Raw genomic sequence first — 20,616 nt, 5'->3', positions numbered from 1 at the left:
CGAAGGGGTTGGTGACAAGCTCCACCCCGTGCCCAGCCCAAGAAGAGCGCGGATTCGGTGGAGGACACTGAAGGGGTTCCCCGGGGGGCAAAAATAAGGGCTCGGGAGCCACCATCAAGATCTTCAGCGGTGCGCCCATGCGGTCATTCAATCGCGGTTCGGGAATTCTCTCGAAGGGGGCGGCCATAGGGCCCTTCCCGCATCGGAAGGGCTCGGGCACGCGCCTTGCAACCTGTACGCGCCGATCCTTGGAAACGCCGGATGGCCCGCCCCCGAAGATAAGTGCTAGTGCGCACCGCCACGAGAGGAATTGAATGCAACATCACTTCACCGTAGACGTCGAGGAGTACTTTCACTCGACCGCACTCGAGCCCTGGGTTCCGCGGTCCATGTGGCCCGACCTCCCGCGGCGCTCCGCCCCAGTGGTGCGGCGGCTCCTCGAGTTGTTGGACGAAAACGGCGCACGTGGGACCTTCTTCATCCTCGGGTGGCTTGCGGAGAGGGAGTCGGAGATGGTGAAGGAAATCGCCGCCGGCGGGCACGAGATCGCTTCGCACGGATGGAACCACCTCGTCACGACGGGCCTCACCCCCGAGGCCTTCCGGGAGGAAGCTCGGAGAACCAAGGGTATCCTGGAGAATCTGACGGCATCCGCGGTGATCGGGTACCGGGCCCCGAGCTTTTCCATCGTTCCAGGTTGCGAATGGGCTCTGGACGTCCTGCTGGAGGAGGGGTACCGATACGATTCCAGCCTCTTCCCGGTCCGCGTGCATCCGTCCTACGGCTATCCGTGTGACCCGGACCCCCATAGGATGGAACGACTTTCCGGGACCCTGGTGGAGGTACCGCCGGCAACCCTCCGGGTCCTCGGTGCAAACCTTCCCGCGGGGGGCGGCGCCTACTTCCGGTTCTTCCCTTATGGAGTCCTGAAGGCGGCGCTGAAAAGTGCAGAGTCGAGGGGAGCCTCGGGGACCTTCTACATCCATCCCTGGGAGTTGGACGATGGGCTCCCCCGGCACGGGATCCCGTGGCGCCAGAGGCTTCGGACTCGCGGGCGTTCCGCTGACCTCTGGTCCAGGGTTCAGCGCCTCCTCCGGGACTACAAATTCAAGCGAGTCGCCGAGACGGTGGATGCGCTCCTTCACGATGGGACGCGGCCACCCGCACCGTCCTCACCGAGCGCCCAAGAGGCATGAGCTCCGTCCCCGAACTCTCCGTCGTGATCCCGGTCCTCAACGAGGAGGAAAACGTCCTCCCGCTGATCGATCGCGTAAGAGCGGCGCTCGGGGTGGCGACTGAGTGGGAGCTGGTGCTGGTGAACGACGGGAGCACCGACCGGACCGCCGAGCTCGTCGCTAATTCGGCCGCGGAGGATCCCCGAATCCGGCTCGTGACGCTCGCGCGCCGCTACGGGCAGTCCACCGCCATGCAGGCGGGCTTCGATCACGCACGCGGCCGGATCTTGGTCACGATGGACGGCGATCTCCAGAACGATCCGCTCGATATCCCGGTCCTCGTGGCGGAGCTCGAGAAGGGGTGGGATCTCGTCGCGGGATACCGGGAACGGCGTCAGGATCTCCTCGTTCGCAGAAAGATCCCCTCCTGGATCGCGAACCGAATCATCGCCGGGATCACAGGTGTGAAAATCCGCGACAACGGATGCTCGCTCAAGGCGTACAGGCGGGAGTTGTTGGAGCGCGTACACCTCTATTCGGACATGCATCGCTTCATCCCGGCTCTCGCGGCAGGGATGGCCGGTGCCCGGATCTCCGAGATGCCGGTTCGCCACCACCCCCGAATCGCGGGCGAAAGCAAGTACGGCCTCTCGCGGGTGGGAAAAGTTCTCGTGGACCTGCTCACCGTAAAGATGATTCGCTCCTTTCGCATGAATCCCGCCCGCCTGTTCGGAGGCGGAGCCCTCGCGGCCGCCCTGATCGGTGTCGTGACCGCTGGGCTCGCCCTTCGAGCGTACGGCGCGTTCGATGCCGAGATCGCGGGATCCGTCATTTTCGCCGGGGTGACGCTACTCTGGTTTTCTCTGGGCGTCTTCCTTTTCATGCTGGGATTGGTGGCGCAGGTGGCGGTGAGCACGAAGCAGAGAGCCGGGCGGGATCCGGGCCCCCTTCTACACGAGGTCCACACATGACCCCCACCCTTCGACCGGTGTTCGAAGTCGAGACCGCGTCCGCGTCGCACCCCGGAGCCGCCGACCGACCCCGCGTCTCCGTGGTGGTCGCCGTAACCGAACGGCCTTCGTCCCTCGACTGGCTCTATCGAGAATACTCTCCTCCGATACGTGCCCTGGGCGAACCCTTCGAATTCGTTTTCGTGGTGGATCGTTGGGGTACCGAGCTCGCCCAATCGCTGGCGGAGCTTCGTCAGGAAGGGGAGCCGATTCGGGTATTCGAGGCAGGACACGGCGTGGGAGAGTCGGGGATGTTGGAGGCCGTGCGCACCCATCTGCGCGGAGATGTCGTGGTGACCCTCCCCGCCTATCCGCGGGTTCGTGCCGAGGGGCTCGCCGCTCTCGTTCGAAAGGTCGATGAGGGGGTGGATCTGGCGACGGCGAAGCGAACCGCGATCGGAGGGTCATTCCTCGGTCGGCTGCAGCGCGGGGCCTTTCACCTGCTCCTCCGATGGGGGATCGGTGGCTCCTTCGAAGATGTGGCTTCCGGCGTGCGCGCCATGCGGCGGGAGGTTCTCGACGAGGTTCCCGTTTATGGCGACCTCGTTCGATTTCTCCCGGTGCTCGCGCAGCGGGAGGGATTCCGAGTGGAGGAGGTCCCCGTTCCCCAACACCCGGAAGACTCGCGACCCCGCGTTTATTCTCCCGGGATTTACGTGCGACGCATCATTGATCTCCTCGGACTCTTTTTCATGGTCCGCTTCACCCGGAAGCCGTTGCGTTTTTTTGGTCTCGTCGGGACGCTCCTTTCCGGGATCGGCACGCTCATCCTGATCGTCCTTCTCCTCCAACGAATCGGTGGTCAGGCGATCGCCGACCGTCCGCTCCTTCTCCTGGGCGTCCTCTTCTTCGTGACGGGGGTCCAGGCGATTGCCATGGGGCTGATCGGTGAGATCATCGTCCATCTCAGCGCCGGCCAGGGACGACGGGAATATCGCGTGGAGGAATCCGTGCGGGAGAAAATCTGAGGGCGAGGGGGAGGGCCTCGGACCTGTCACCCCGCGGGAGGTCCATCCGATGACGGGGAGTGAGGGGAAGGGACTGTCGGGGCGGACACTGACCGTCCGGGAATTCGACGGGGAGGCGGCCCACTGGGACGACTACGTTCGCCGCGCTCCGGCGGCCAGTTTCTGTCATTTGGCCGGGTGGAGGGAAGTTATTCGGGACGTGCTCGGTCACGAGCACGCCTACCTCGTCGCATCGCAGGAGAGTGGCGAGTGGGAGGGAATTCTCCCCCTCTTCCACGTGCAGAGCGCACTCTTCGGAAACTACCTCCTTTCCATGCCCTTCCTGAACTATGGAGGTGCCGTCGGCACCGATGAGGCACGGCGGGTCCTTGGGGAGCGCGCGGTGGAGATCGCCCGCTCCACGGGGGTGAAGCTCCTCGAGTTGCGGAACCGTGCAACCCCTTCGGCACCCCCGCTCAAGCGATTCGACCGGAAGATCACGGTCGTGCTCGACCTTCCGGAGGATCCGGCGGAGCTCTGGGAGAAGGGGATTCGATCGAAGGTGCGGAGTCAGATTCGCCGTCCGCAGAAGGAGGGAATGACCGCTCGATTCGGCCCGGGCGAGAGAGCGCCCTTTTATCGGATATTCGCCGAGAACATGCGAGACCTCGGCACGCCGGTCCTTCCCGCCCGTTTCTTCGAAAGGGTGGCGGACATCTTTCCCGGCATCGTGGAATTCGGCTGCGTGTACAAGGGCGCCACCGCGGTCGCCGCGGGATGCGGCTTCGCCTGGCAAGGGGAATTCGAGATCACCTGGGCCTCTTCCATTCGGAAGTACAACGCGATGGCGCCCAACATGCTGCTCTATTGGACTTTCATGGAAGAGATGATCGGCCGTGGAAACCGCGCGTTCAATTTCGGGCGATGTACGCCAGGAGGGGGGACACATCGGTTCAAGAGCCAGTGGGGCGGGCGAGATGAGCCGCTCCCCTGGGGGCAGTGGTCCCCGACCGAGGTGTCCGAGACACCGAATCCGGATCGCCCCCTATTCCAGCTCGCGACGCGAGTCTGGAGCCGGCTGCCCCTGGCGATCGCCAACCGCATCGGTCCCCTTCTCGCGCGTCGGCTTCCGTGACGAAGACCCCCCGCGACTGGAGGGGTCCACCGCGCGGCGGCCGGGCTCACCGGCCGTGACCCTCCCGATTCCGCCCGCGCATTCGCCGGTCCGGGGCAGTGAGATCATCGGGGCCGCGCTCGCTGTAGCATCCGCCTCCCGGAAGGAAGCTGAAGGGGCGCTCGAGAGGGCGCTGGCCCTTCGGTTCCACGCAATGGAAGTGGCAACCTGCGGAAGCGGGACTCAGGCGCTTCAACTCGCCCTGACCATCGCCGCGTCCGCCCGCCCACGCGGTTCGAATCCCGCCGTGGCGCTCCCGGCCTACGCCTGCTTCGATCTGGCGAGCGCGGCGATCGGAAGCGATTCCCCGGTCATCTTTTACGACCTCGATCCCGTGACGCTTGGTCCGGACCTCGCGAGTGTCGAAGCGGCCCTCGCTCGCGGAGCAGGGGTCCTCGTGGCGGCGCCCCTCTTCGGCCTTCCCGTCGCATGGGAGCCCCTGGAGATCTTGGCGCACGAGCACGGAGTCGTGCTCGTCGAGGACGCGGCGCAGGGAGGAGGCGGGAGCTGGGCAGGCCGTCTGATCGGTGAGCTAGGTGCGCTCAGCGTCCTCAGCTTCGGCCGGGGGAAGGGATGGACCGGAGGGGGAGGAGGCGCGCTCCTCGCTCGCGGGGAGATGGCAGGTCGGCTTCGCCACGCGAAGGGCGCGCGGGGTGCCGTGTCGGGGTGGGGTGGACGCGCGGCTGTAACAACGACCGCTCAGTGGATCCTCGGGCGTCCGGGGCTCTATGCGATCCCAGCGGCGATTCCCGGCCTCGCGCTGGGCGAAACGATGTATCACCCGCCGGTTCCAGTGAGGAAGATGACGAAGTTCTCCCTCCAGCTGGCCCGCCGCACGGCCGAATCATCCGCCACCGAGGCGGCCTCGCGCCGGGCCTGCGCGTTCGACCTGGAGGCCAGAATCGCGGAGGTGCCGGGGGTGTCTCGGGTCCGGCCCGCTTCGGGAGGGGAGCCCGGGTATCTGAGGCTTCCCGTTCTCGTCGAGGGGGGGAGCAGGGCCTTGCGAGACCCCGGGACGGCTCGCGCGCTCGGAATCATGCCTGGGTATCCCTTAGCGCTCCCGGAACTTCCCGCCCTGAAGGGCTGCATCCTCGAACCGACTTCCGAGATGCCGGTGGCCCGGCGACTGGCGGCGGAGCTTCTGACCCTGCCCACGCATCGCTTCGTCACGCCCAAGATCGCGGAGCGAATCGCGTCAGCCCTCGGGGGACGAAAGGGCGACCCACCCGCCCACGGCTTCGAGAGGCCCTCCTAGCGTAGTGCAGTGGAGCAGAAGTCCTGTCGCATTCGAGCGCCGCTGCATCCGCTCTGGCTGTGTTGCACCTCGCTCGCAATAGCCCGGCCATTCCTCGTCGGCGCGCCTTGCCAGAACGGCGCATCAGCGCTCTCGGTGCTGAACAGGACTTCTGCTCCACGACACTAGGATCCGAGGAGGCGGAAGGAATCCCGGAGCCAACCCGCGGCTTCCCGAAAGGCCGGCGCCGGGTCGTTGATCCGGAAGACTTCGTCTCGAATCGGTGGAAAAAAGCCCCTGAGAAAGGCGAGCGAAGCGCCAATCCGCCCCGGGGCGCCGGGAGGGAGCCCGAGCCTTTCGCGCGTCCGCATCAGGCGGGCCAGGAGGTGATCCAGGTCGCCGAGCATCCATCGGGTCCGCACCCCAATCCGATAGTCGAGCGATGCCGCCACAGCCTCTCCCGAGGCACATCGCACGAGCAGGGTCGGAAAGTCGACTCCGGCGTCGATGGCGAGCTGGAGCGATCCCCATAGCCGCCCATTGATCTCCATGAGATGGTATTCTCCGGAGTCGCGGTCCAGCTTGTATTCGACCATCGCGACACCCTCCCAGCCGAACGAGCGGAGCAGTTCCGCCGAGGCCGAGAAGAGGGGCTCTGTTACACGCACGCTTTCCCTGAGGACGCTCACGCCTCCGGAAGGCGGCTTCTCCCGAAGGCGACGATGTGCGAGGCGCGCCAGCACTTCGCCCTTGTGCATGAGAAGAAAGACGCCGACCCCGGGGCCCACGACGCGTCGCTGCACGAGGATGGGAAAGGTGGCCGAGGAGAGTTGGGGAGCGAGCTCGCGGAGCTCGGCCGGGCTCCGAACGTACGAGACCGTGGTCCTGAGCCGCCCCGAGGACCCCTCGACGACGGACCGGGTGGGCTTGAGGACCAGAGGGAAGGACATTCCCGCCCTTTCGGCGAGCGCAGAAAGCCCTTCCGCGTCTTCGGCCACCTCGATCGTAGGGGTGGCGACCCCGATCTCCCGCGCGCGCTCGGCGACCCTCGCCTTGTCGGAGACGGCGTCGAAGAGCGGTGCGGCGGGGAAGGGGATCGTCGTGGGCCCGAACCGCTCTCTGGCGGGGAGGACGGCCCGGAGCGAAGCCTCCGAAATCGGTAAGAGGATGGTCGCCCCGGAGCTCTCCAGGGATGCCGCGAGCCCCGCCAGGAAGGCGTCCGGGTCCTCAAGAGGATCGGGGACCCGAAAGTCGCCCGCCGAGAAGCGGGAGGCGCCGGCGAGTGACCGGCCAGTGGGGGATGCCACGAAGACCCGGAACCCGGCGCTTCCCAGGGCCCGAGTCGTGGCGAGCGCGGCTCGCTCGTTTCCGTCGGTCACGAGGGCGGAGTGCATCGCCCTCCGTCGGTTTGGGTCAGTCGCCAGGGTGGCCGAGCCCCGGCGAGGCGGGTGTTTCCGGGGCCGCACGGGAGTATGCGAGCTTCGCAAGTTCTCCGAGGCAGCGATCGATCCGGTCGAAGCTTGCGTCGAACACTTCCGGAGGGTGCCCCCAAGGATCCTGGATCTCGCGCCGCCTGGGAGTCTCGGGGTCTAGATCGCCGAGAAGAATCGAGGGAAGCGGTTCGCTCCCCTGCACACTTCGAAGCCGGCGTAAGTGGTCCACCTCCATGGCGACCACGATGTCGGCCCTGGAAAGGAGCGCTCGGTCCACCGTACGAGAGCGATGGGAATCCAGCGAGACCGAGCGGAGCGCCGCGGCGACGACGGCCTCTTCCGGGGAACGCCGGTCCGCGCCGAGGAAACCGGCCGAGAAGACTTCCACTGCGGCCTTCTCTCCATCGGAAAGGAAGCGCCCGAACACCTTCTCGGCATAAGGGCTCCGGCATATGTTTCCCGTGCAGAGAAAGAGGACCGAGCGAGGGTGCTGAGTTCCCCTTAAGATCCCTCGCGCCCTCCGGCGTCGGAGGGGATGCAACATCCCGTCGCGAAACGAGCGCGCCGCGCGCACCCAAGAACGAAGGAGCGAGACGGGGTGCAGCTTCAATGAAGATTCTCCACACCCTGGCCCCCGCGACGACGGGTGGGTTGGAGGAGGTCGTCATCCGCCTTGCGGGAGGACAACGCGCGCGCGGTCACGAAGTCGCCGCCGCTCTCGTTCTCGCGCCCGGCGACGCGGCCCACCCTCTCATCGTTCCCCTCCAGGAAGCGGGCGTGCAGGTCATCCCCCTGGTCGTCTCCTCGCGCGCCTACCTGCGTGAGATCCGGGGTGTCCGCGAGGCACTCGATGCACTCCGCGCCGACGTGCTCCACACGCACGGCTACCGGCCGGACGTTCTCCACGCTGGCGCGGCCCGTCCGTTGGGGATTCCCCATGTCACCACCCTCCACGGGTTCACTGGAGGAAACTGGAAGAATCGAATCTACGAGGTGCTGCAGGTGAGGGCGGTGCGGAAGGCGGACGCGGTCGTCGCGGTTTCCCGCGCGATCGAGGAAAGGCTCCGCGAGCGGCGGGTTGCCGAGGATCGCGTCCACTTCATTCCGAATGCCTGGAGCACCCGGCACGCCCTGGTTTCGCGGGAGGAGGCGCGTCGGATCCTCGGGGTGCCGCCCGAGGCCTTTCTCATCGGCTGGGTGGGCCGCCTGAGTCGGGAGAAGGGTCCGGATGTCCTCCTCGGCGCGCTCGAGAGGATTGCAGATGCACAGCTTTCCGCTTCGTTCATCGGAGACGGACCCCTTCGAGAAGTGGGGGAGGGGATCGCGAGCCGAAAGGCCGACGCGACGATTCGATTCCACGGTGCGATCCCGTCCGCGGGCAGGCTCTTCACCGCCTTCGATCTCTTCGTTCTCAGCTCCCGGACCGAGGGGACGCCGATCGCGCTTTTCGAGGCGATGGAGGCCTCGGTTCCGATCGTCGCGACGGCCGTGGGCGGGGTCCCCGATGTGGTGAGGAAGGAAGCCCTTCTCGTCTCGTCCGACGATCCGGAAGGGCTCGCCGCCGCAATCCAGACGGTCCGAAATGAACCGGAGGCCGCGAAGGTGCGCGCGGCCCGCGCCCGCCGTCGCCTCGACCTGGACTTCGCTCCCGGACCCTGGCTGGATCGGTACGAGGCCCTGTATTCTTCGCTCCTCCGGACTCATCCTGCACCCCGCTGATGTCATGACCTTACTCGGCGCGGCCGCCGTGGTCTTCGCGACGGCCTTCGTCGCCTATACCTATCTCGGGTATCCCTTGGCCCTGAAGATCCTCTCCGCATTGGGTCGAGGGAAGGGGCTCCTCCAAGCGCCTCCCGGGAGTTGGCCGGACGTGACGATCACGGTCGCGATGTACAACGAAGAGAGCCAGGCGGAAGGGCTCCTCGAGAGCCTCGCGGCGCTCGACTATCCCCCCGGCAAGCGGCAGGTCCTGATTGTGTCGGACGGCTCGACGGATCGAACCGACGAGATCGTGAGCCGGTACCTTGACCGCGGCGTCGAGTTCCTCCGCCTTCCCGAACGAGGCGGAAAGACGGCGGCCGAGAACGCGGCCTCCGGCTGCATCCGGGCCGAGATCGTAGTGAACACGGACGCGTCCACACGGATCCTTCCGGACGCTCTCAAGCCGCTGATCGCAGCCCTTTCCGACCCGTCGGTCGGGCTCGCATCGGGGCGAGACCTGAGCGTGAGCCGCACGGACGAGCCCGCCAACCTCGGGGAATCGGGCTACGTCGGGTACGAAATGTGGATCCGCGACCTCGAAACCGAAGTGTCGGGAATCGTGGGGGCGTCCGGATGTTTCTACGCCATCCGGACCCATCTTCACAAAATCCCGGTCGCACCTCATCTGAGCCGGGACTTCGCGGCGGCACTCAAGTGTCGTGAAAACGGGTACCGCGCCGTTTCCGTCCCGCGTGCGGTCTGCCTCGTCCCTCGCACTTCGTCGCTCCGCCGGGAGTACGGGCGCAAGGTCAGGACGATGACGCGAGGGATGACCACGCTCCTGGACCGGCGGGCCCTCTTGAACCCGATCCGTCACGGAGCCTTCGCCTGGATGCTCTTCAGCCACAAAGTGTGCCGCTGGGGCGTCCCGTGGGTGGCGCTGATGGGGGCGGTGGGTGTAGCCCTCCTTGCGCCGGAATTTCCCGTACTGTGGGGGGTTCTGGCCGCGGGGGTCCTCGGGGTCGCGCTGGGAGCGGTGGGTTGGCGACTCGGGGACGGGCGGCCCCTGCCAAAACTCCTTCAGGTTCCGGCGTTCGGTCTCGCGGGCAACGTAGCGGCGATGCATGCCGCGCTACGTGCACTCGGCGGACGGAGAGACGCCGTCTGGGAGCCTACGCGAAGGGAAAAGGGGCCGGCGTCAGCCTGACCGCCTCAAACCGAGCCCTTCCGGCGGACCATGACCGGAAGCGTTCGGGCCATGATACGGAGATCTTCGGCGGGAGAGCGCTTCCGGATGTATTCCAGGTCGAGCCCCACCTTCCTCCGCACGTCGTCGAGGCACTGATCGTAGTGGTGGTTGACCTGTGCCCACCCTGTGATTCCGGGGAGAACCGCCTGCCGTTCCGCGTATCCTTCCACGTGGCTCCGAAGTTTTTGGAAGATCTCGGGCTGCTCTGGACGGGGCCCCACGATGTTCATCTCGCCGCGAATCACGTTGACGAGCTGCGGGAGCTCGTCAAGCCGGTACTTCCGCAGGATCCGCCCGACGGGCGTGATCCGGGGATCGTCCGGGCGCGCCCAGACCTGTTGATCCACCGCGCGGGTGTACATGGTTCGGAACTTGTACATCGTGAAGATCTTCCCACCCGTGTCCGACTGGCGTCGTCCGTTCTCCCACCCGGGGCCGCGGTACTCGCGCCGGTCGTGTCCGACCCGCTGCTGCCGGTAGAGCACGGGGCCTCTCGACGTGAGCTTCACAGCCATCGCGATGATCGTGATGAGCGGGATCGCCAGGACGAGCCCCACTGCGGCCACAAGCACGTTCAGCCGCCGAATGTTCCGGTCGCCCACGCTGTTCCAACGGTTGCGTGCGCGGCGATCGCGCCGAAACTCCCGCATCGCCGCGGTGGAAGCGATCGGGAGGTCGCCTTCGGGCAAGGTGGCGGACCGAATCGCGTCTTCGGGGCTGGACGAGGAGTTGGACATGGAGTTCACTTGGCCGAGTCGGACATGGATCGGCCCCCTCTGGGGCCGGTCCTCCGGTGGTGGCGCGGGACGCGTTCCTCCGGACGTCGACCCATCCATGCAAGGGCCGTTCTCAGGCCTACGCATGGACCCTAACCATCTGTAAGTCATTTATCGGCAAAACTTCCATTGATTGGTCTTCTCGTGTCGAGCCCAAAATCTGGCGTGGTGAGCCAACGTCTGATGCGATGGCGCCACAATGCGATGAATCTCTCATACAGCAGGCACCGTGGGAAGCTCCACCCGGAAGGAGAAGCGGCTCCCTTCGCCCATGGTGCTCTCGATTTTGAGCTCTGATCCGAGAGCCGCGAGTAGCCGCTTCACGATCGACAGGCCGAGTCCGCTCCCCGAAAAGAAGTAGCCGCTCCGGTGAGGGGACTTCCTGAAGGGCTGGAAGAGCCGTCCGATTTCCTCCTCACGGATTCCCCGCCCCGTGTCCTGCACCGAGAATTCCACGATGGAGCGCCCGAGCTTCTCCGCGGAGACCCGAACCCATCCGTCGTCGGTGAACTTGAGGGCGTTGGTGGTGAGATTGAGCAAGATGCGGCCAAGCGGCCCCGGGGTTCCGAGACAGCGGTCGTAATCCGGAAGTCGGAACTCGAGTGAGATTCCCTTCTCTTCCGCCATGGGCCCCACCATTTTCTGAACCGAGTCGAAGACGGACCCGATCGAAAACGGGCTCGGGTCCTCGATCACCGTGCCCTTCTGCTCGCTCGCGAGATCCATCACGTCGCTCACGACCGACACAATCCCCAACGTTGCGCTGTAGACTAACCCGAGCTGCTTCCATTGGTGGTCCGTGACCGGGCCGCTGTGCCCGGATCGAAGCACCTCGGAAAGGAAGAGGATCGAGTTGAGCGGAGATCGGAGATCGTGCGCCAACTCGACCACGAGCTCGAAGGCGTCCGGTTCCGCGAGGCGCGCGGCGAGCTCCTCGGTCCCTCCCGGCCGCAGGAGCCCGCGATACTCCTCCAACGCGGCGAGGATCTCTAGGATGGTCTGAGGAGGCCACTGCCCGCAACCCTTTTGTGTCCCGGCCCAGTCGCGAAGGAGCTCGATCCGGATCGCCTCGCAAAGGCGGTGATCGAGGAGGGGGCGCGCGGGGGGTTCCCCGATCGAAGGAAGTCCCCGTCCGGCGCGGATTCGCTCGATCTCCACCTCGATGCGCGTAAGGGCCTCCTGCACCTCCTCCTTTTGCGCCATCCAGCCCGACGATCGGTCGTCCCAGTGGGCGACGATGCCCTCGGCGATCGTCCGGAGGGGATGCGGATCGGCGTTGTCGGACGATAGGGGACCTGCGTCGCCCGAGGCACCGTGCGTATCCGGTTCACGCCGGGACGGAAGGCGAACGGCCATCCGACTCAGCCGCCGTCGGTCCTCATGAGGTCCTCCTTCCGGAGGTCGTGCTTATCCATGAGCCGGTAAAGGGTCGTCCGGTCCACTCCCGCGAAGCGCGCCGCGTCCGAGAGGTTTCCGTTGGCCCGCCGCACCACGTGGCGGAGGTAGTCCTTCTCGAAGTCGGCAAGGACGTGGTCGCGCGCCGCGTGATAACCGAGGCCGAGAGGGAACCCCCCGAGCCGAGACGGAGTGCCGTGCATCGGACCGTCGTGCTCGAGGAAGGGGAGGACGTCCGCCTCGACCCGACGGGCACCCTGAGGAAGAACGACAACCGTGTGCTCGATCACGTTGCGGAGCTCGCGCACGTTTCCGTGCCAGGGGCGCTCTTGCAGCGCCGCCATCGCGTCGTCACTGATCTCGGGCGCGGTAGCCTCCTTCGGCCGATGCGCCTTCCAGAACTTCTCCAGGTAGTGCCTCGCGAGGACGGGAATGTCCTCGGGGCGCTCGCGGAGGGGAGGGATCTCGATCGGGAAAACGCGGAGACGGTAATGAAGGTCCGCCCGAAGTTTTCCGGATCGCACCGCATCCCCAGGATCCTGATTCGTGGCCGCGATGAACCGGACGTCCACGACCGCATCCACCGAGACGCTCCCGACGCGCCGCACGACACCGTCCTGGATCACGCGGAGGAGCTTGGCCTGAATCGGGTGTGGCATTTCGTTCACTTCGTCCAGGAAGAGGGTCCCGCCATTTGCGGCCTCGAGGAGCCCTTTTTTGTCCCGGATTGCCCCGGTGAACGCGCCCTCCACGTGCCCGAACATCTCGGACTCGAGTAAGTTCTCCGGGATGGCCGCGCTGTTGATGGACACCATCTCGCGGCTGCTGCGGCGGCTATTGTGGTGGATGAACTGGGCGATCATCTCCTTCCCGGTTCCACTTTCGCCGCTGATAAAGACCGATGCATCCGTGTGCGCGACCTGGCGGGCCGACTGGATCACTCGATTAAAAGCGGCAGATACTCCGAGAAGGGTGATCTTGTCGCTGTGGCCACCGGAGCTTTCCTCCTCGGCGCGCTGCTGTTTGCTCTCGCGCCCGATCATGATGGCGTGCGCGGCCCGGCCGATGAGGATGCTCAGGTGGGTGGCGGAGAAGGGCTTGGGGATATAGCTCCACGCCCCTGCCCGGAGGGCCTGGATCGAGGACTCGACCGAGGCCTTCCCCGTCATCACGATGACGAGCGCATCGGGATTGTGCTTGAGGGCTTCCTGGAGGAGGTCCATGCCCGAGATTTCGGGCATGTACAGGTCCACGAGGACGATTTCGGGACGCGATCTGCGCAGGATCTGGAGGGCCTCGTCGGCCTTCCCCGTCACCGTGACCGGGAATCCCTCCGCGCCGAGGATCGATGCGCAACTCTCGCGGAGCGTGCGTTCGTCGTCCACGACGAGGATTCGAATCGTCTCCTTGTCCTTGGGATCCACCTCGACGGGCGAGCCCTGATCGCTCCAGGTTCCCGCTGCCGTGCGTTCCAGCATTCCTGGATTTGCGTCGCCCACCCTTACCCCTCTCGGCCGGCCGGCCTTGCGGCCGGGAATTGTGGAATTGCGGCGCCTGACGCCTAAATCTCCACCCGGCGCGCCGGCACGCAAGGCTCAAATTTGCGCGGATGCATCACCTGACGTCTTGGAACGACACTTGCAAGGGGTTGGCTCGAAGGGGTCCCGAAACCGATTCTCGGGGCCGGTCGGGGGAAAAATTGATGCGGGGCAAGGTCGGAAGGGGCCGGTGAGACCCCGGAGAGAAACCTTGCCCTGGGGAACGCAGAAGCGGTATCTCTTGTGCAACGTTGTTTCCGAGTGGGCCTCCGATTTCCCGAACTTTTGAGACGGGACCGGAGTCTGGACGAGGAGCCCGAACCCTCACTAAGGCGGACGTTTTCGACATGAGCGATCACCACCTCTCCCCCCTTTCCCGGGGATACGTCCCCTCTGAGGAATCTCGCCCGTCGGGGGCGGTGACCTCCCCTTATGCCGGTGCTCCGACGGAATTCGCCGCACCGATGGATGAGGAGGCGGGTCCGGGAATTCGGGCGTATCTCTCTGCCCTTTACCGCGGAAAGTGGGTGATTCTGACTGCCGCACTGATCGGGGCGGCCGCATGGTACGGCTATTCCACTTTCATGGCGGCGGTTCCGCAATACGCGGCCCAGGGGCGGATCTGGATCCAGGGAAGTGGACGCGGGGATCAGGGACCCATCGTCACCGACGAGCTCCTTCAGCAGAGCTCCTGGCTCGATCTCCTTCAGACCTACGCCGTTCTCGATCCGGTCGTCACGGACCAAAGGCTGTACGTGCGGGCACACGATCCTGCGGATGCAGGTCTCCTCGAAGATCTGACGCTCGACGGTCCCGTGCGGGCCGGGAGCTACCGGCTCACATCCCCCACGGGTGAGGGATGGATCCTCGTTCGCGACAACGAGACGGTCACTCGAGGTGTGAGTCCCGGAACCGTGCTGGGCACCGGAATGGGCTTCATCTGGGCCCCTCCCTCCGAAGCGTTCCGGGAAGGCCGCGACATCGCGTTCACACTCATGACCCTCAGGGACGCCGCGCGCGATCTCCGCGAAGAACTCGTGCCGACGATCGACCCGCGCGGAAGTTTCCTCACCATCGACTTCCAGGGGCCGGATCCGGAGCGAACCGCCGATGTCGTGAATGCGGTCATGGATCAGTTCGTTGCGGTGGCCGCAGACCTGAAGAGCAGCAACCTCGATGCCGAAGCGGAAGTGTTGCTGGGTCAGCTCCGTGCGACCGAGGCGGAGTTGACCGCCGCCGAGCAGGCCCTCGAAGCCCATCAGATCCAGACCGTCACATTGCCCTCTGATCGTCCCTACAGCGTGCAGGGCGGAACGGAGATGACGCGGAATCCGGCGTTCCAAGAATATTTCGACCTTACAGCCGCGGCGGACGCCGCCCGGCGTGATCGCGAACGACTGCAGGAAATTCTGACCTCGATACCGACGGGCGGACTGGAGGTCGAAGCCTTGGCGTTTGTTCCCGCCGCGGATGCCTCTCCTCAGTTGCGCCCCATGGTGGATGCCCTCCTCGATGCCCAAGTCGAGCGGGACGGGCTCCTGGACCGCTATACGATGGAGCATCCGTTGGTCCAGGAGGTCTCGACGAGGATCAATCGGCTCGAAGAGACCATGATTCCTGGCATCTTGACCGAACTTGTGCAACAGCTCGGAGCGTATGAGCAGCAGCTGGCCACAAGACGGTCTGCATCCGGCGCCAGCCTCAGCAGCATCCCACCGAGGACGATTCAGGAGGCGCAATTGGGCCGAACGGTGGCCATCACCGAGGAGCTCTATGCGGACCTTCAGACTCGGTACATGGCGGCCGAGCTCGCGCGGCGGAGCAGCATCCCCGACGTGAGCGTGCTCGACCGTGCAGTGCCGCCGAACGATCCTGTCGACGGTGCGCCGATCAGCATCGGCCTCCTGATCTTCTTTGGCGTCATTGGGCTCGCCGTGGCCGGCGTGCTCCTGTACGACCGGTTCGATTCTCGGATTCGGACGCCCGATCAGGTGATGAGCGCCTTCGGGCTTCCGGTCCTGGGTGCGATCCCCCGAATCCAGGGCGCTCGCAACGGCAGGGGAGGGAGCGGACAGATCCGAAACCTCGGGCAGATCCGGGAGGCCTTCCGCCAGCTGCGGACGAGCCTCGAATATGCATACGGAACCGCCGGGCCGATGCTTCTCACCGTGTCCAGCTCGAGCATGGAAGAAGGGAAGACGCTCGTCTCGACGAACCTTGGCGTCTCCTTTGCCGAGCTGGGGCTGCGCACCGTGATCCTCGATGCCGATACCCGCCGCGGCGACGTGCATCACTTCCTGGGCGGGACGAGGACCCCTGGGCTCACCGAGTTCCTCCAGTCGTCCGCGTCCGGCGAAGAGGTCATCCAAAGCACAAGCCACCCCGGACTCGACTTCATCGGGTCGGGGGCACGCGTTCCGCACTCGCCGGAGCTCTTGTCATCGCGCCGAATGGGGGATCTGCTCGCGGCCCTTCGAAAGATGTACGACGTGATTCTTGTGGACAGTCCGCCGCTCGGGGCCGGAGCGGATCCTCTGGTTCTGGGGTCCATCACCGGCCATATGCTCTTTGTGGTCCGGAGCGGGACTACCGAGAAGGACTTCGCGATGGCGAAGCTGGAGCCCCTCGACCGTCTCCCGATCCGTGTCATGGGTGTGGTCCTGAACGACTACGTCCCCGACAAGATCGGTGCCTACCGGTACTACGGCTCCTACCTCCCCGGATACGATGTGAGTAGCGAGGCAGAGGCCGAGCCCCGCGAGGAACGGATCATTGCGGGCGTGGGGGCAGGCTCGCAGAGCTGACCGGACGGGGCCGGGAGAGGAATGCGAAGGGGGCGGGACCCACGCGGTGTGGGTCCCACCCCCTTCGCTTGCATTGGCTCCCGCTCATCGGCGCCTGCCCGAGAGTCACGACTGGCGCGCTGCGCCCGATAGCCAACCGCGCTCGAGCGGGTCGCCACGGTGTCGGTCTTGGGGAGCGCGGATCAGTTGGGCTGGAAGGGACGAATCCGAGAGAGGCCGTTTCCACTCTTGCCTCCCGCCGCCTGAGCCCCTCGCAGCGCGGAGGTAGCCCGCCGGAGAAACTCCTCGGGAATCAGGGTGTCCGGCTCCGACCCCGAGACCACGTAGAACCCGGCCTTGAGCTCGATGTCCCGCAGGTCGGCGTTTTGGGCCGATGCCCGATCCACCGCCTCCATGACGCGCTCGGCGAGCCGGAGCGCACCTTCCTGATCCGTTCCCGGAGCCATGATCACGAAGTCATTTTCCCCTACGCGTCCAACCGCGTCGGAGAGCCGCGTGGCGGAGAGAATCATGTTCCCGAGGCTCCGCGTAACGTCCGGATTGGCGGGGTGTGTCGCCGTGTCGGGCGGGAAGTCCCTCGCTTCCGGACCCAGGGCGCCCGGCCCCGAGGGGCCAAGAACGACACAGGCCAGAGGTCGCCGGCTGCGTGTCGTGTCCCCGCTCATCTCGGTCACCCGCCGAATGAGTCCCTGCACGTTGTAGAATCCGGTCAGGGGGTCCACGTAAGACATCTCGAGTGCCGCGTCCGCGTCTCTTTTGGCCGCGATGAACGGATGGAGCAGAGCGAGTAGCTCCTGAGGGTCGAGCGGGGGTTCGATGACGCTCCAGGCACCTGCCTGAAACCCCGCAAGCCGGTCGCTCCGGCGCACCGATCCCGAGCTGAAGATGAGGATCGGAGTGCTCGGCCGCACGGTGGGAAGTCGGCGCATCTGCGCGCACAAATCGATTCCCGTGATATCGGGGAGGCGAAGATCGATCAGAAGGAGATCTAGGCGCATCTTGGAGGCGAGCTCGAGTCCCTGGCGTCCGGTGTAGGCCCGAAGGACGGCGTACCCTTCGGGCTTGAGGATGCTCTCGATGGAACGCGTGGTCCACTCCTCGTCGTTGATCAGGAGGACGAGGGGGGTTCCCGCCGACTTCGAGGGGTCTTGCATCTAGGCTCCGGCTCCCGGGGGCACGTCTCCGGCGGGAGTCACTTTAGAGTGGGCGAATTGGCGCACCGGATCATCTCACCACGGTATGCAGGAAACGTGCTCATTACTCCGCCAACATTGTAAAAAGGGCTTCGCACGGCGGCTTTGGAGCCATCTGGGCCGCTTGGTGCGGGTGGCGTCTTGGGATTCGGGGCGGGTGACACCCCCGCGCGCCGTACACCGAGGTGATGCGCGGCGCCACGCCCTCGTAGGACGTACGCAACGTCCTTTTGGGGAAAATCGTCCCTCGCAAGGGGACAAGATTGGCCATCCGGTCCGAAATGTCCACATTCTAAGGAGGATGTGAAGTCGCCTGGCCGGCTTAGCGGCGCTGGCTTCTTTGTTGCTGAACATGGAAAAGTAGAGGGCGGTTCCGACCTCGGGACCGCGAGAGGCCCCTTTGGAACCTGGGGAGACGACCAACGGTAAGGTGGGACTATGATGAAATGGATGACGGCCATGGCGATCGCGAGTTTCGCGGCACTTCCCGGGGGTCTCTCGGGCCAGGCAGCGGCTTCCTGGGACCCTTCCGGCCTCCAGGCCGGACGCACCGAACTCCTCGACCTCCTCGAGCGAACCGAAGCCGTAGCGTCGTCCACGGTGTACAGCGGACGGGAAAGAGACGCGGCAAGGCGAGACGCCGCGCTGATTCAGCAGCGTCTCTCGGAGGGCGACTTCCAGATCGGGGACCAGGTCACCCTGACCGTTTTCGGAGAACCCGCACTCCAGGCCGTCACCGTCCCCGTGGAGGGTGGGCCGCGGATCACCCTTCCGCAGCTCGGCCCCATTTCGCTGCGTGGGGTCCTCCGCTCCGAGGTGATTCCCCACCTCACGCAGGAGCTCGGCCGCTTCATCACGAACCCCCAGGTACAGGCGAGTTCCCAGATTCGGCTGTCGATCCTGGGCGCCGTCGGGGCTCCGGGCTTCTATACGGCCCCGTCGGACATGCTCCTGAGCGAGTTCATCCAGCTTGCGGGCGGCCCCGGATCGAACGCGAATCTCGAGGACATTAGCATCGAACGGATGGGTCAGGAGTTCTGGACCGGGGACGAGTTGAGAGTCGTCCTCGCCCAGGGGAGAACGCTCGATCAGATGAACCTACGCGGGGGCGACCAGGTCGTCATTCCCGAGCAGACAGGGTCCGTCTGGGGTTCGGTCCTCCGGTGGGGGGTCGCCGTCGCGACGAGCGTCGCTTTCGGGTTTTCGCTCTTCTAGCGGCGCGCTCGCGCCGACTTCGTCACTTCCGGTCCGAAGTCTCGCCCCCGAATCTCGGGATGAGGAGGCGGATCTTCCCGACGGCGTCCCGCCTGCGGGTCTTCCCCTCCCGCAACTTTCGCGTCTCGAGTCGGCAGACGGCCAGACGTTGTGCGGCATCCGGGGGCCAGCGGAGCCTTCCCTCGCTTTCGATTCGAAGCCGATCGAGCTCTTCGAGCTTGTGGTCGAGCGCCGAAAGCTCTTCGGCCATCGCACCGTCGGGCGCGATCGCAAGCTGTGTCAGGGTCGTGCGGGCTTGAATTTCCAGCTCGAGCGCACGGTTGCGAAGGTCAGGGTCGTCTGGCATGCGGGGCGTCGGCAGAAATCGTCCCGCGGTGCCGACGGTCGTCGGGGCGGAGCGAACGAACTTGGGGATGATGATGGCTAAGCTTAGAGCCGCGTGCCGAGATGGGGCAAGGCGGAGCGCGGTCACCCGCGTTCTCCTGCTCGTACGGCGGGCCCGCAGGGGACTTCCGACGCCCACCCGGGGGATTGTGTTCGAGGGCAATGGCATCGTCCTGAGGTTATTTGCGATCCCCTGACCCGGAGTGCCAGGCGAAGATCTCCTCGGCCGCATGTGAGAGGAGATCGAGGTCGCGAGGCACGGCCAACTCGTAACAGGCGACCGCACGGGCGCACGCCGAGGCGAGCTCGAAGACACGAGTCTGTTCATCGCCCCCGAGGATCTCACCGTTTTTCACGCTCCCGAGGAGCGCGACTGCCGCGTCCCGCTCGGAGAGCCTTTGGCGCTTCGGCGTTTCCATGATCTTCGGATCGGCCGGACGGAGGAGGTATACCGCCGCGAGAGGCACACCTTCGCGGGCGAGGAGGCCCGTCGGCTCGGCGGCGCGCACGTTCAACTTTCCTCCGAGGCCGGGTTCACTGTACGCCGAGGAAAGGGAGACCTGTTTGGCAGAATCCACCCAGAGGCGAAAGGAACCGAAGCCCGAGACTGCCTTCGGTTCCGGAGGGCCTGACAGGGCGAGCACGTCATCCGTCACGAATTCCGCGCCGGCCGCCACGAGCGAAGCGGTCAGAGTGGACTTGCCGACCCTCTTCGGACCCGTGAGGGCGATGACACTTCCGGCGATCATGACCGCTCCCGCATGAAGGCAAAGGGTGCCTCCAAGGTGAAGGGCCAGAGGAATGACCCGTCCCTTGACATCCACGCGAGCCGCTTCCGAGGCACCGTCGGAACCCGGCCACCAGACGATTTCCTTTTCCGAAATCCGGAAGGTGCCCGTGTCGGAGAACTGAAGGAGGAAACCGGAAGCGTCGCGGAAGAGACGGACGGTCGCGCCCTTGCCCACGGTTGTTTCTCCGATGGGGGGCGCGGCGGGCATCTCGGGAAACCTTTCGGGGGGGGCCACGCGAAGCGTAAGAGGAGGGTGGGCCGCACCGGCGGGAGCGGGGGCGACTTCGGGGAAGGGGAGCTCGGAGCGAAATAGGCGGCCAAAGACCTCGTAATCGGGCACCGGGAAGCTCAGTCGGACGGGTGGGCCCCCGTCCCCTCGGGGACGGGGAGTTGGAGCTGGGCCCGGATCGGTCGCGGGGAGACCTGTCGGACCCTGGGCGGTCGTTTCACCACTTGGTCAACTCGAAAATACAGAGCCCATCTCGACCCCGGATGACTTAGGGCAAGGCTCCCTCCAGGGCGCACAAGCTCCGTGGACATCCTCAAGAGAAGGAAAGACCGGACTCCCGCACCGCCCCCAGGGGGCGCGTACGGGAGT

Annotated in this window: 17 protein-coding genes; 9 read left to right on the top strand and 8 right to left on the bottom strand. The window is 65.7% G+C overall.

What is annotated here, in order from left to right; translation table 11 throughout:
• Positions 1-314 precede the first annotated feature (314 nt).
• Genes WEG36_00355 through WEG36_00335 form a run of 5 tightly spaced genes read left to right on the top strand, consistent with a single transcriptional unit; the run spans position 315 to position 5,561 of the window.
• Entirely contained in the window at positions 315-1,196 is an 882-nt protein-coding gene (locus WEG36_00355; GenBank protein ID MEX1256046.1) for an XrtA system polysaccharide deacetylase, read from the top strand.
• A complete protein-coding gene (locus tag WEG36_00350; GenBank protein MEX1256045.1) occupies positions 1,193-2,146 on the top strand; it encodes a glycosyltransferase family 2 protein in 954 nt (317 codons plus the stop codon). Before WEG36_00355 ends, WEG36_00350 begins: the two co-directional genes overlap by 4 nt.
• Positions 2,143-3,153 carry a hypothetical protein gene (locus WEG36_00345; GenBank protein MEX1256044.1) on the top strand — a complete coding sequence of 337 codons (1,011 nt, stop codon included), beginning with the start codon at positions 2,143-2,145 and terminating at the stop codon, positions 3,151-3,153. Before WEG36_00350 ends, WEG36_00345 begins: the two co-directional genes overlap by 4 nt.
• 49 nt (positions 3,154-3,202) lie before the next feature.
• Positions 3,203-4,267, top strand: coding sequence for a FemAB family XrtA/PEP-CTERM system-associated protein (locus WEG36_00340; protein ID MEX1256043.1), 1,065 nt, complete (start codon positions 3,203-3,205; stop codon positions 4,265-4,267).
• 55 nt (positions 4,268-4,322) lie between these two features.
• Positions 4,323-5,561, top strand: coding sequence for a DegT/DnrJ/EryC1/StrS family aminotransferase (locus WEG36_00335; GenBank protein MEX1256042.1), 1,239 nt, complete (start codon positions 4,323-4,325; stop codon positions 5,559-5,561).
• Between the two features lie 164 nt (positions 5,562-5,725).
• Here WEG36_00335 and WEG36_00330 read toward each other — a convergent pair whose 3' ends face one another.
• Positions 5,726-6,934 carry an ATP-grasp domain-containing protein gene (locus tag WEG36_00330; protein MEX1256041.1) on the bottom strand — a complete coding sequence of 403 codons (1,209 nt, stop codon included), beginning with the start codon at positions 6,932-6,934 and terminating at the stop codon, positions 5,726-5,728.
• 19 nt (positions 6,935-6,953) lie between these two features.
• Positions 6,954-7,517, bottom strand: coding sequence for a hypothetical protein (locus WEG36_00325; GenBank protein MEX1256040.1), 564 nt, complete (start codon positions 7,515-7,517; stop codon positions 6,954-6,956).
• A 65-nt stretch (positions 7,518-7,582) separates the two neighbouring features.
• Between WEG36_00325 and WEG36_00320 the strand changes: the two genes are divergently transcribed.
• A complete protein-coding gene (locus WEG36_00320; GenBank protein ID MEX1256039.1) occupies positions 7,583-8,692 on the top strand; it encodes a glycosyltransferase family 4 protein in 1,110 nt (369 codons plus the stop codon).
• A gap of 4 nt (positions 8,693-8,696) precedes the next feature.
• Entirely contained in the window at positions 8,697-9,881 is a 1,185-nt protein-coding gene (locus WEG36_00315) for a glycosyltransferase (protein ID MEX1256038.1), read from the top strand.
• A 5-nt stretch (positions 9,882-9,886) separates the two neighbouring features.
• On the opposite strand, the gene WEG36_00310 is transcribed toward WEG36_00315, so the two are convergent.
• The 3 genes from WEG36_00310 to WEG36_00300 all read right to left on the bottom strand — a co-directional run bounded on the left by WEG36_00310 (position 9,887) and on the right by WEG36_00300 (position 13,593).
• Positions 9,887-10,660 (bottom strand): sugar transferase, encoded by a 774-nt coding sequence (locus WEG36_00310; GenBank protein MEX1256037.1) that lies wholly within the window; start codon positions 10,658-10,660, stop codon positions 9,887-9,889.
• Positions 10,661-10,912: 252 nt separating this feature from the next.
• The gene (locus tag WEG36_00305) at positions 10,913-12,055 is read right to left on the bottom strand and encodes a HAMP domain-containing sensor histidine kinase (protein ID MEX1256036.1); all 1,143 of its coding nucleotides are present in this window, start codon (positions 12,053-12,055) and stop codon (positions 10,913-10,915) included.
• 5 nt (positions 12,056-12,060) lie between these two features.
• Positions 12,061-13,593 (bottom strand): sigma-54 dependent transcriptional regulator, encoded by a 1,533-nt coding sequence (locus WEG36_00300; protein ID MEX1256035.1) that lies wholly within the window; start codon positions 13,591-13,593, stop codon positions 12,061-12,063.
• A gap of 386 nt (positions 13,594-13,979) precedes the next feature.
• Between WEG36_00300 and WEG36_00295 the strand changes: the two genes are divergently transcribed.
• Positions 13,980-16,436 carry a polysaccharide biosynthesis tyrosine autokinase gene (locus WEG36_00295; protein ID MEX1256034.1) on the top strand — a complete coding sequence of 819 codons (2,457 nt, stop codon included), beginning with the start codon at positions 13,980-13,982 and terminating at the stop codon, positions 16,434-16,436.
• 182 nt (positions 16,437-16,618) lie between these two features.
• Here the strand turns inward: WEG36_00295 and WEG36_00290 are convergent, their stop codons facing one another.
• Positions 16,619-17,590: a response regulator gene (locus WEG36_00290; GenBank protein ID MEX1256033.1), complete on the bottom strand. Its 972-nt coding sequence runs from the start codon at positions 17,588-17,590 to the stop codon at positions 16,619-16,621.
• 498 nt (positions 17,591-18,088) lie between these two features.
• Between WEG36_00290 and WEG36_00285 the strand changes: the two genes are divergently transcribed.
• A complete protein-coding gene (locus tag WEG36_00285) occupies positions 18,089-18,844 on the top strand; it encodes a polysaccharide biosynthesis/export family protein (protein MEX1256032.1) in 756 nt (251 codons plus the stop codon).
• A gap of 22 nt (positions 18,845-18,866) precedes the next feature.
• Here WEG36_00285 and WEG36_00280 read toward each other — a convergent pair whose 3' ends face one another.
• Positions 18,867-19,316, bottom strand: coding sequence for a hypothetical protein (locus tag WEG36_00280; GenBank protein MEX1256031.1), 450 nt, complete (start codon positions 19,314-19,316; stop codon positions 18,867-18,869).
• Between the two features lie 91 nt (positions 19,317-19,407).
• A complete protein-coding gene (locus WEG36_00275; GenBank protein MEX1256030.1) occupies positions 19,408-20,358 on the bottom strand; it encodes a hypothetical protein in 951 nt (316 codons plus the stop codon).
• Positions 20,359-20,616: the final 258 nt, after the last annotated feature.

The organism is Gemmatimonadota bacterium, assembly GCA_040882465.1.
Lineage (GTDB): Bacteria > Gemmatimonadota > Gemmatimonadetes > Longimicrobiales > Gaopeijiaceae > JBBEBG01.
This window is presented reverse-complemented; position numbering and strand designations above follow the sequence as displayed.

Bases quoted from the DNA above. Each gene is read 5' to 3' on its own strand.
- WEG36_00355 (MEX1256046.1), top strand. From the start codon at position 315: ATGCAACATCACTTCACCGTAGACGTCGAGGAGTACTTTCACTCGACC.
- WEG36_00350 (MEX1256045.1), top strand. From the start codon at position 1,193: ATGAGCTCCGTCCCCGAACTCTCCGTCGTGATCCCGGTCCTCAACGAG.
- WEG36_00345 (MEX1256044.1), top strand. From the start codon at position 2,143: ATGACCCCCACCCTTCGACCGGTGTTCGAAGTCGAGACCGCGTCCGCG.
- WEG36_00340 (MEX1256043.1), top strand. From the start codon at position 3,203: ATGACGGGGAGTGAGGGGAAGGGACTGTCGGGGCGGACACTGACCGTC.
- WEG36_00330 (MEX1256041.1), bottom strand. From the start codon at position 6,934: ATGCACTCCGCCCTCGTGACCGACGGAAACGAGCGAGCCGCGCTCGCC.
- WEG36_00325 (MEX1256040.1), bottom strand. From the start codon at position 7,517: ATGTTGCATCCCCTCCGACGCCGGAGGGCGCGAGGGATCTTAAGGGGA.
- WEG36_00320 (MEX1256039.1), top strand. From the start codon at position 7,583: ATGAAGATTCTCCACACCCTGGCCCCCGCGACGACGGGTGGGTTGGAG.
- WEG36_00315 (MEX1256038.1), top strand. From the start codon at position 8,697: ATGACCTTACTCGGCGCGGCCGCCGTGGTCTTCGCGACGGCCTTCGTC.
- WEG36_00310 (MEX1256037.1), bottom strand. From the start codon at position 10,660: ATGTCCAACTCCTCGTCCAGCCCCGAAGACGCGATTCGGTCCGCCACC.
- WEG36_00305 (MEX1256036.1), bottom strand. From the start codon at position 12,055: ATGGCCGTTCGCCTTCCGTCCCGGCGTGAACCGGATACGCACGGTGCC.
- WEG36_00295 (MEX1256034.1), top strand. From the start codon at position 13,980: ATGAGCGATCACCACCTCTCCCCCCTTTCCCGGGGATACGTCCCCTCT.
- WEG36_00290 (MEX1256033.1), bottom strand. From the start codon at position 17,590: ATGCAAGACCCCTCGAAGTCGGCGGGAACCCCCCTCGTCCTCCTGATC.
- WEG36_00285 (MEX1256032.1), top strand. From the start codon at position 18,089: ATGGCGATCGCGAGTTTCGCGGCACTTCCCGGGGGTCTCTCGGGCCAG.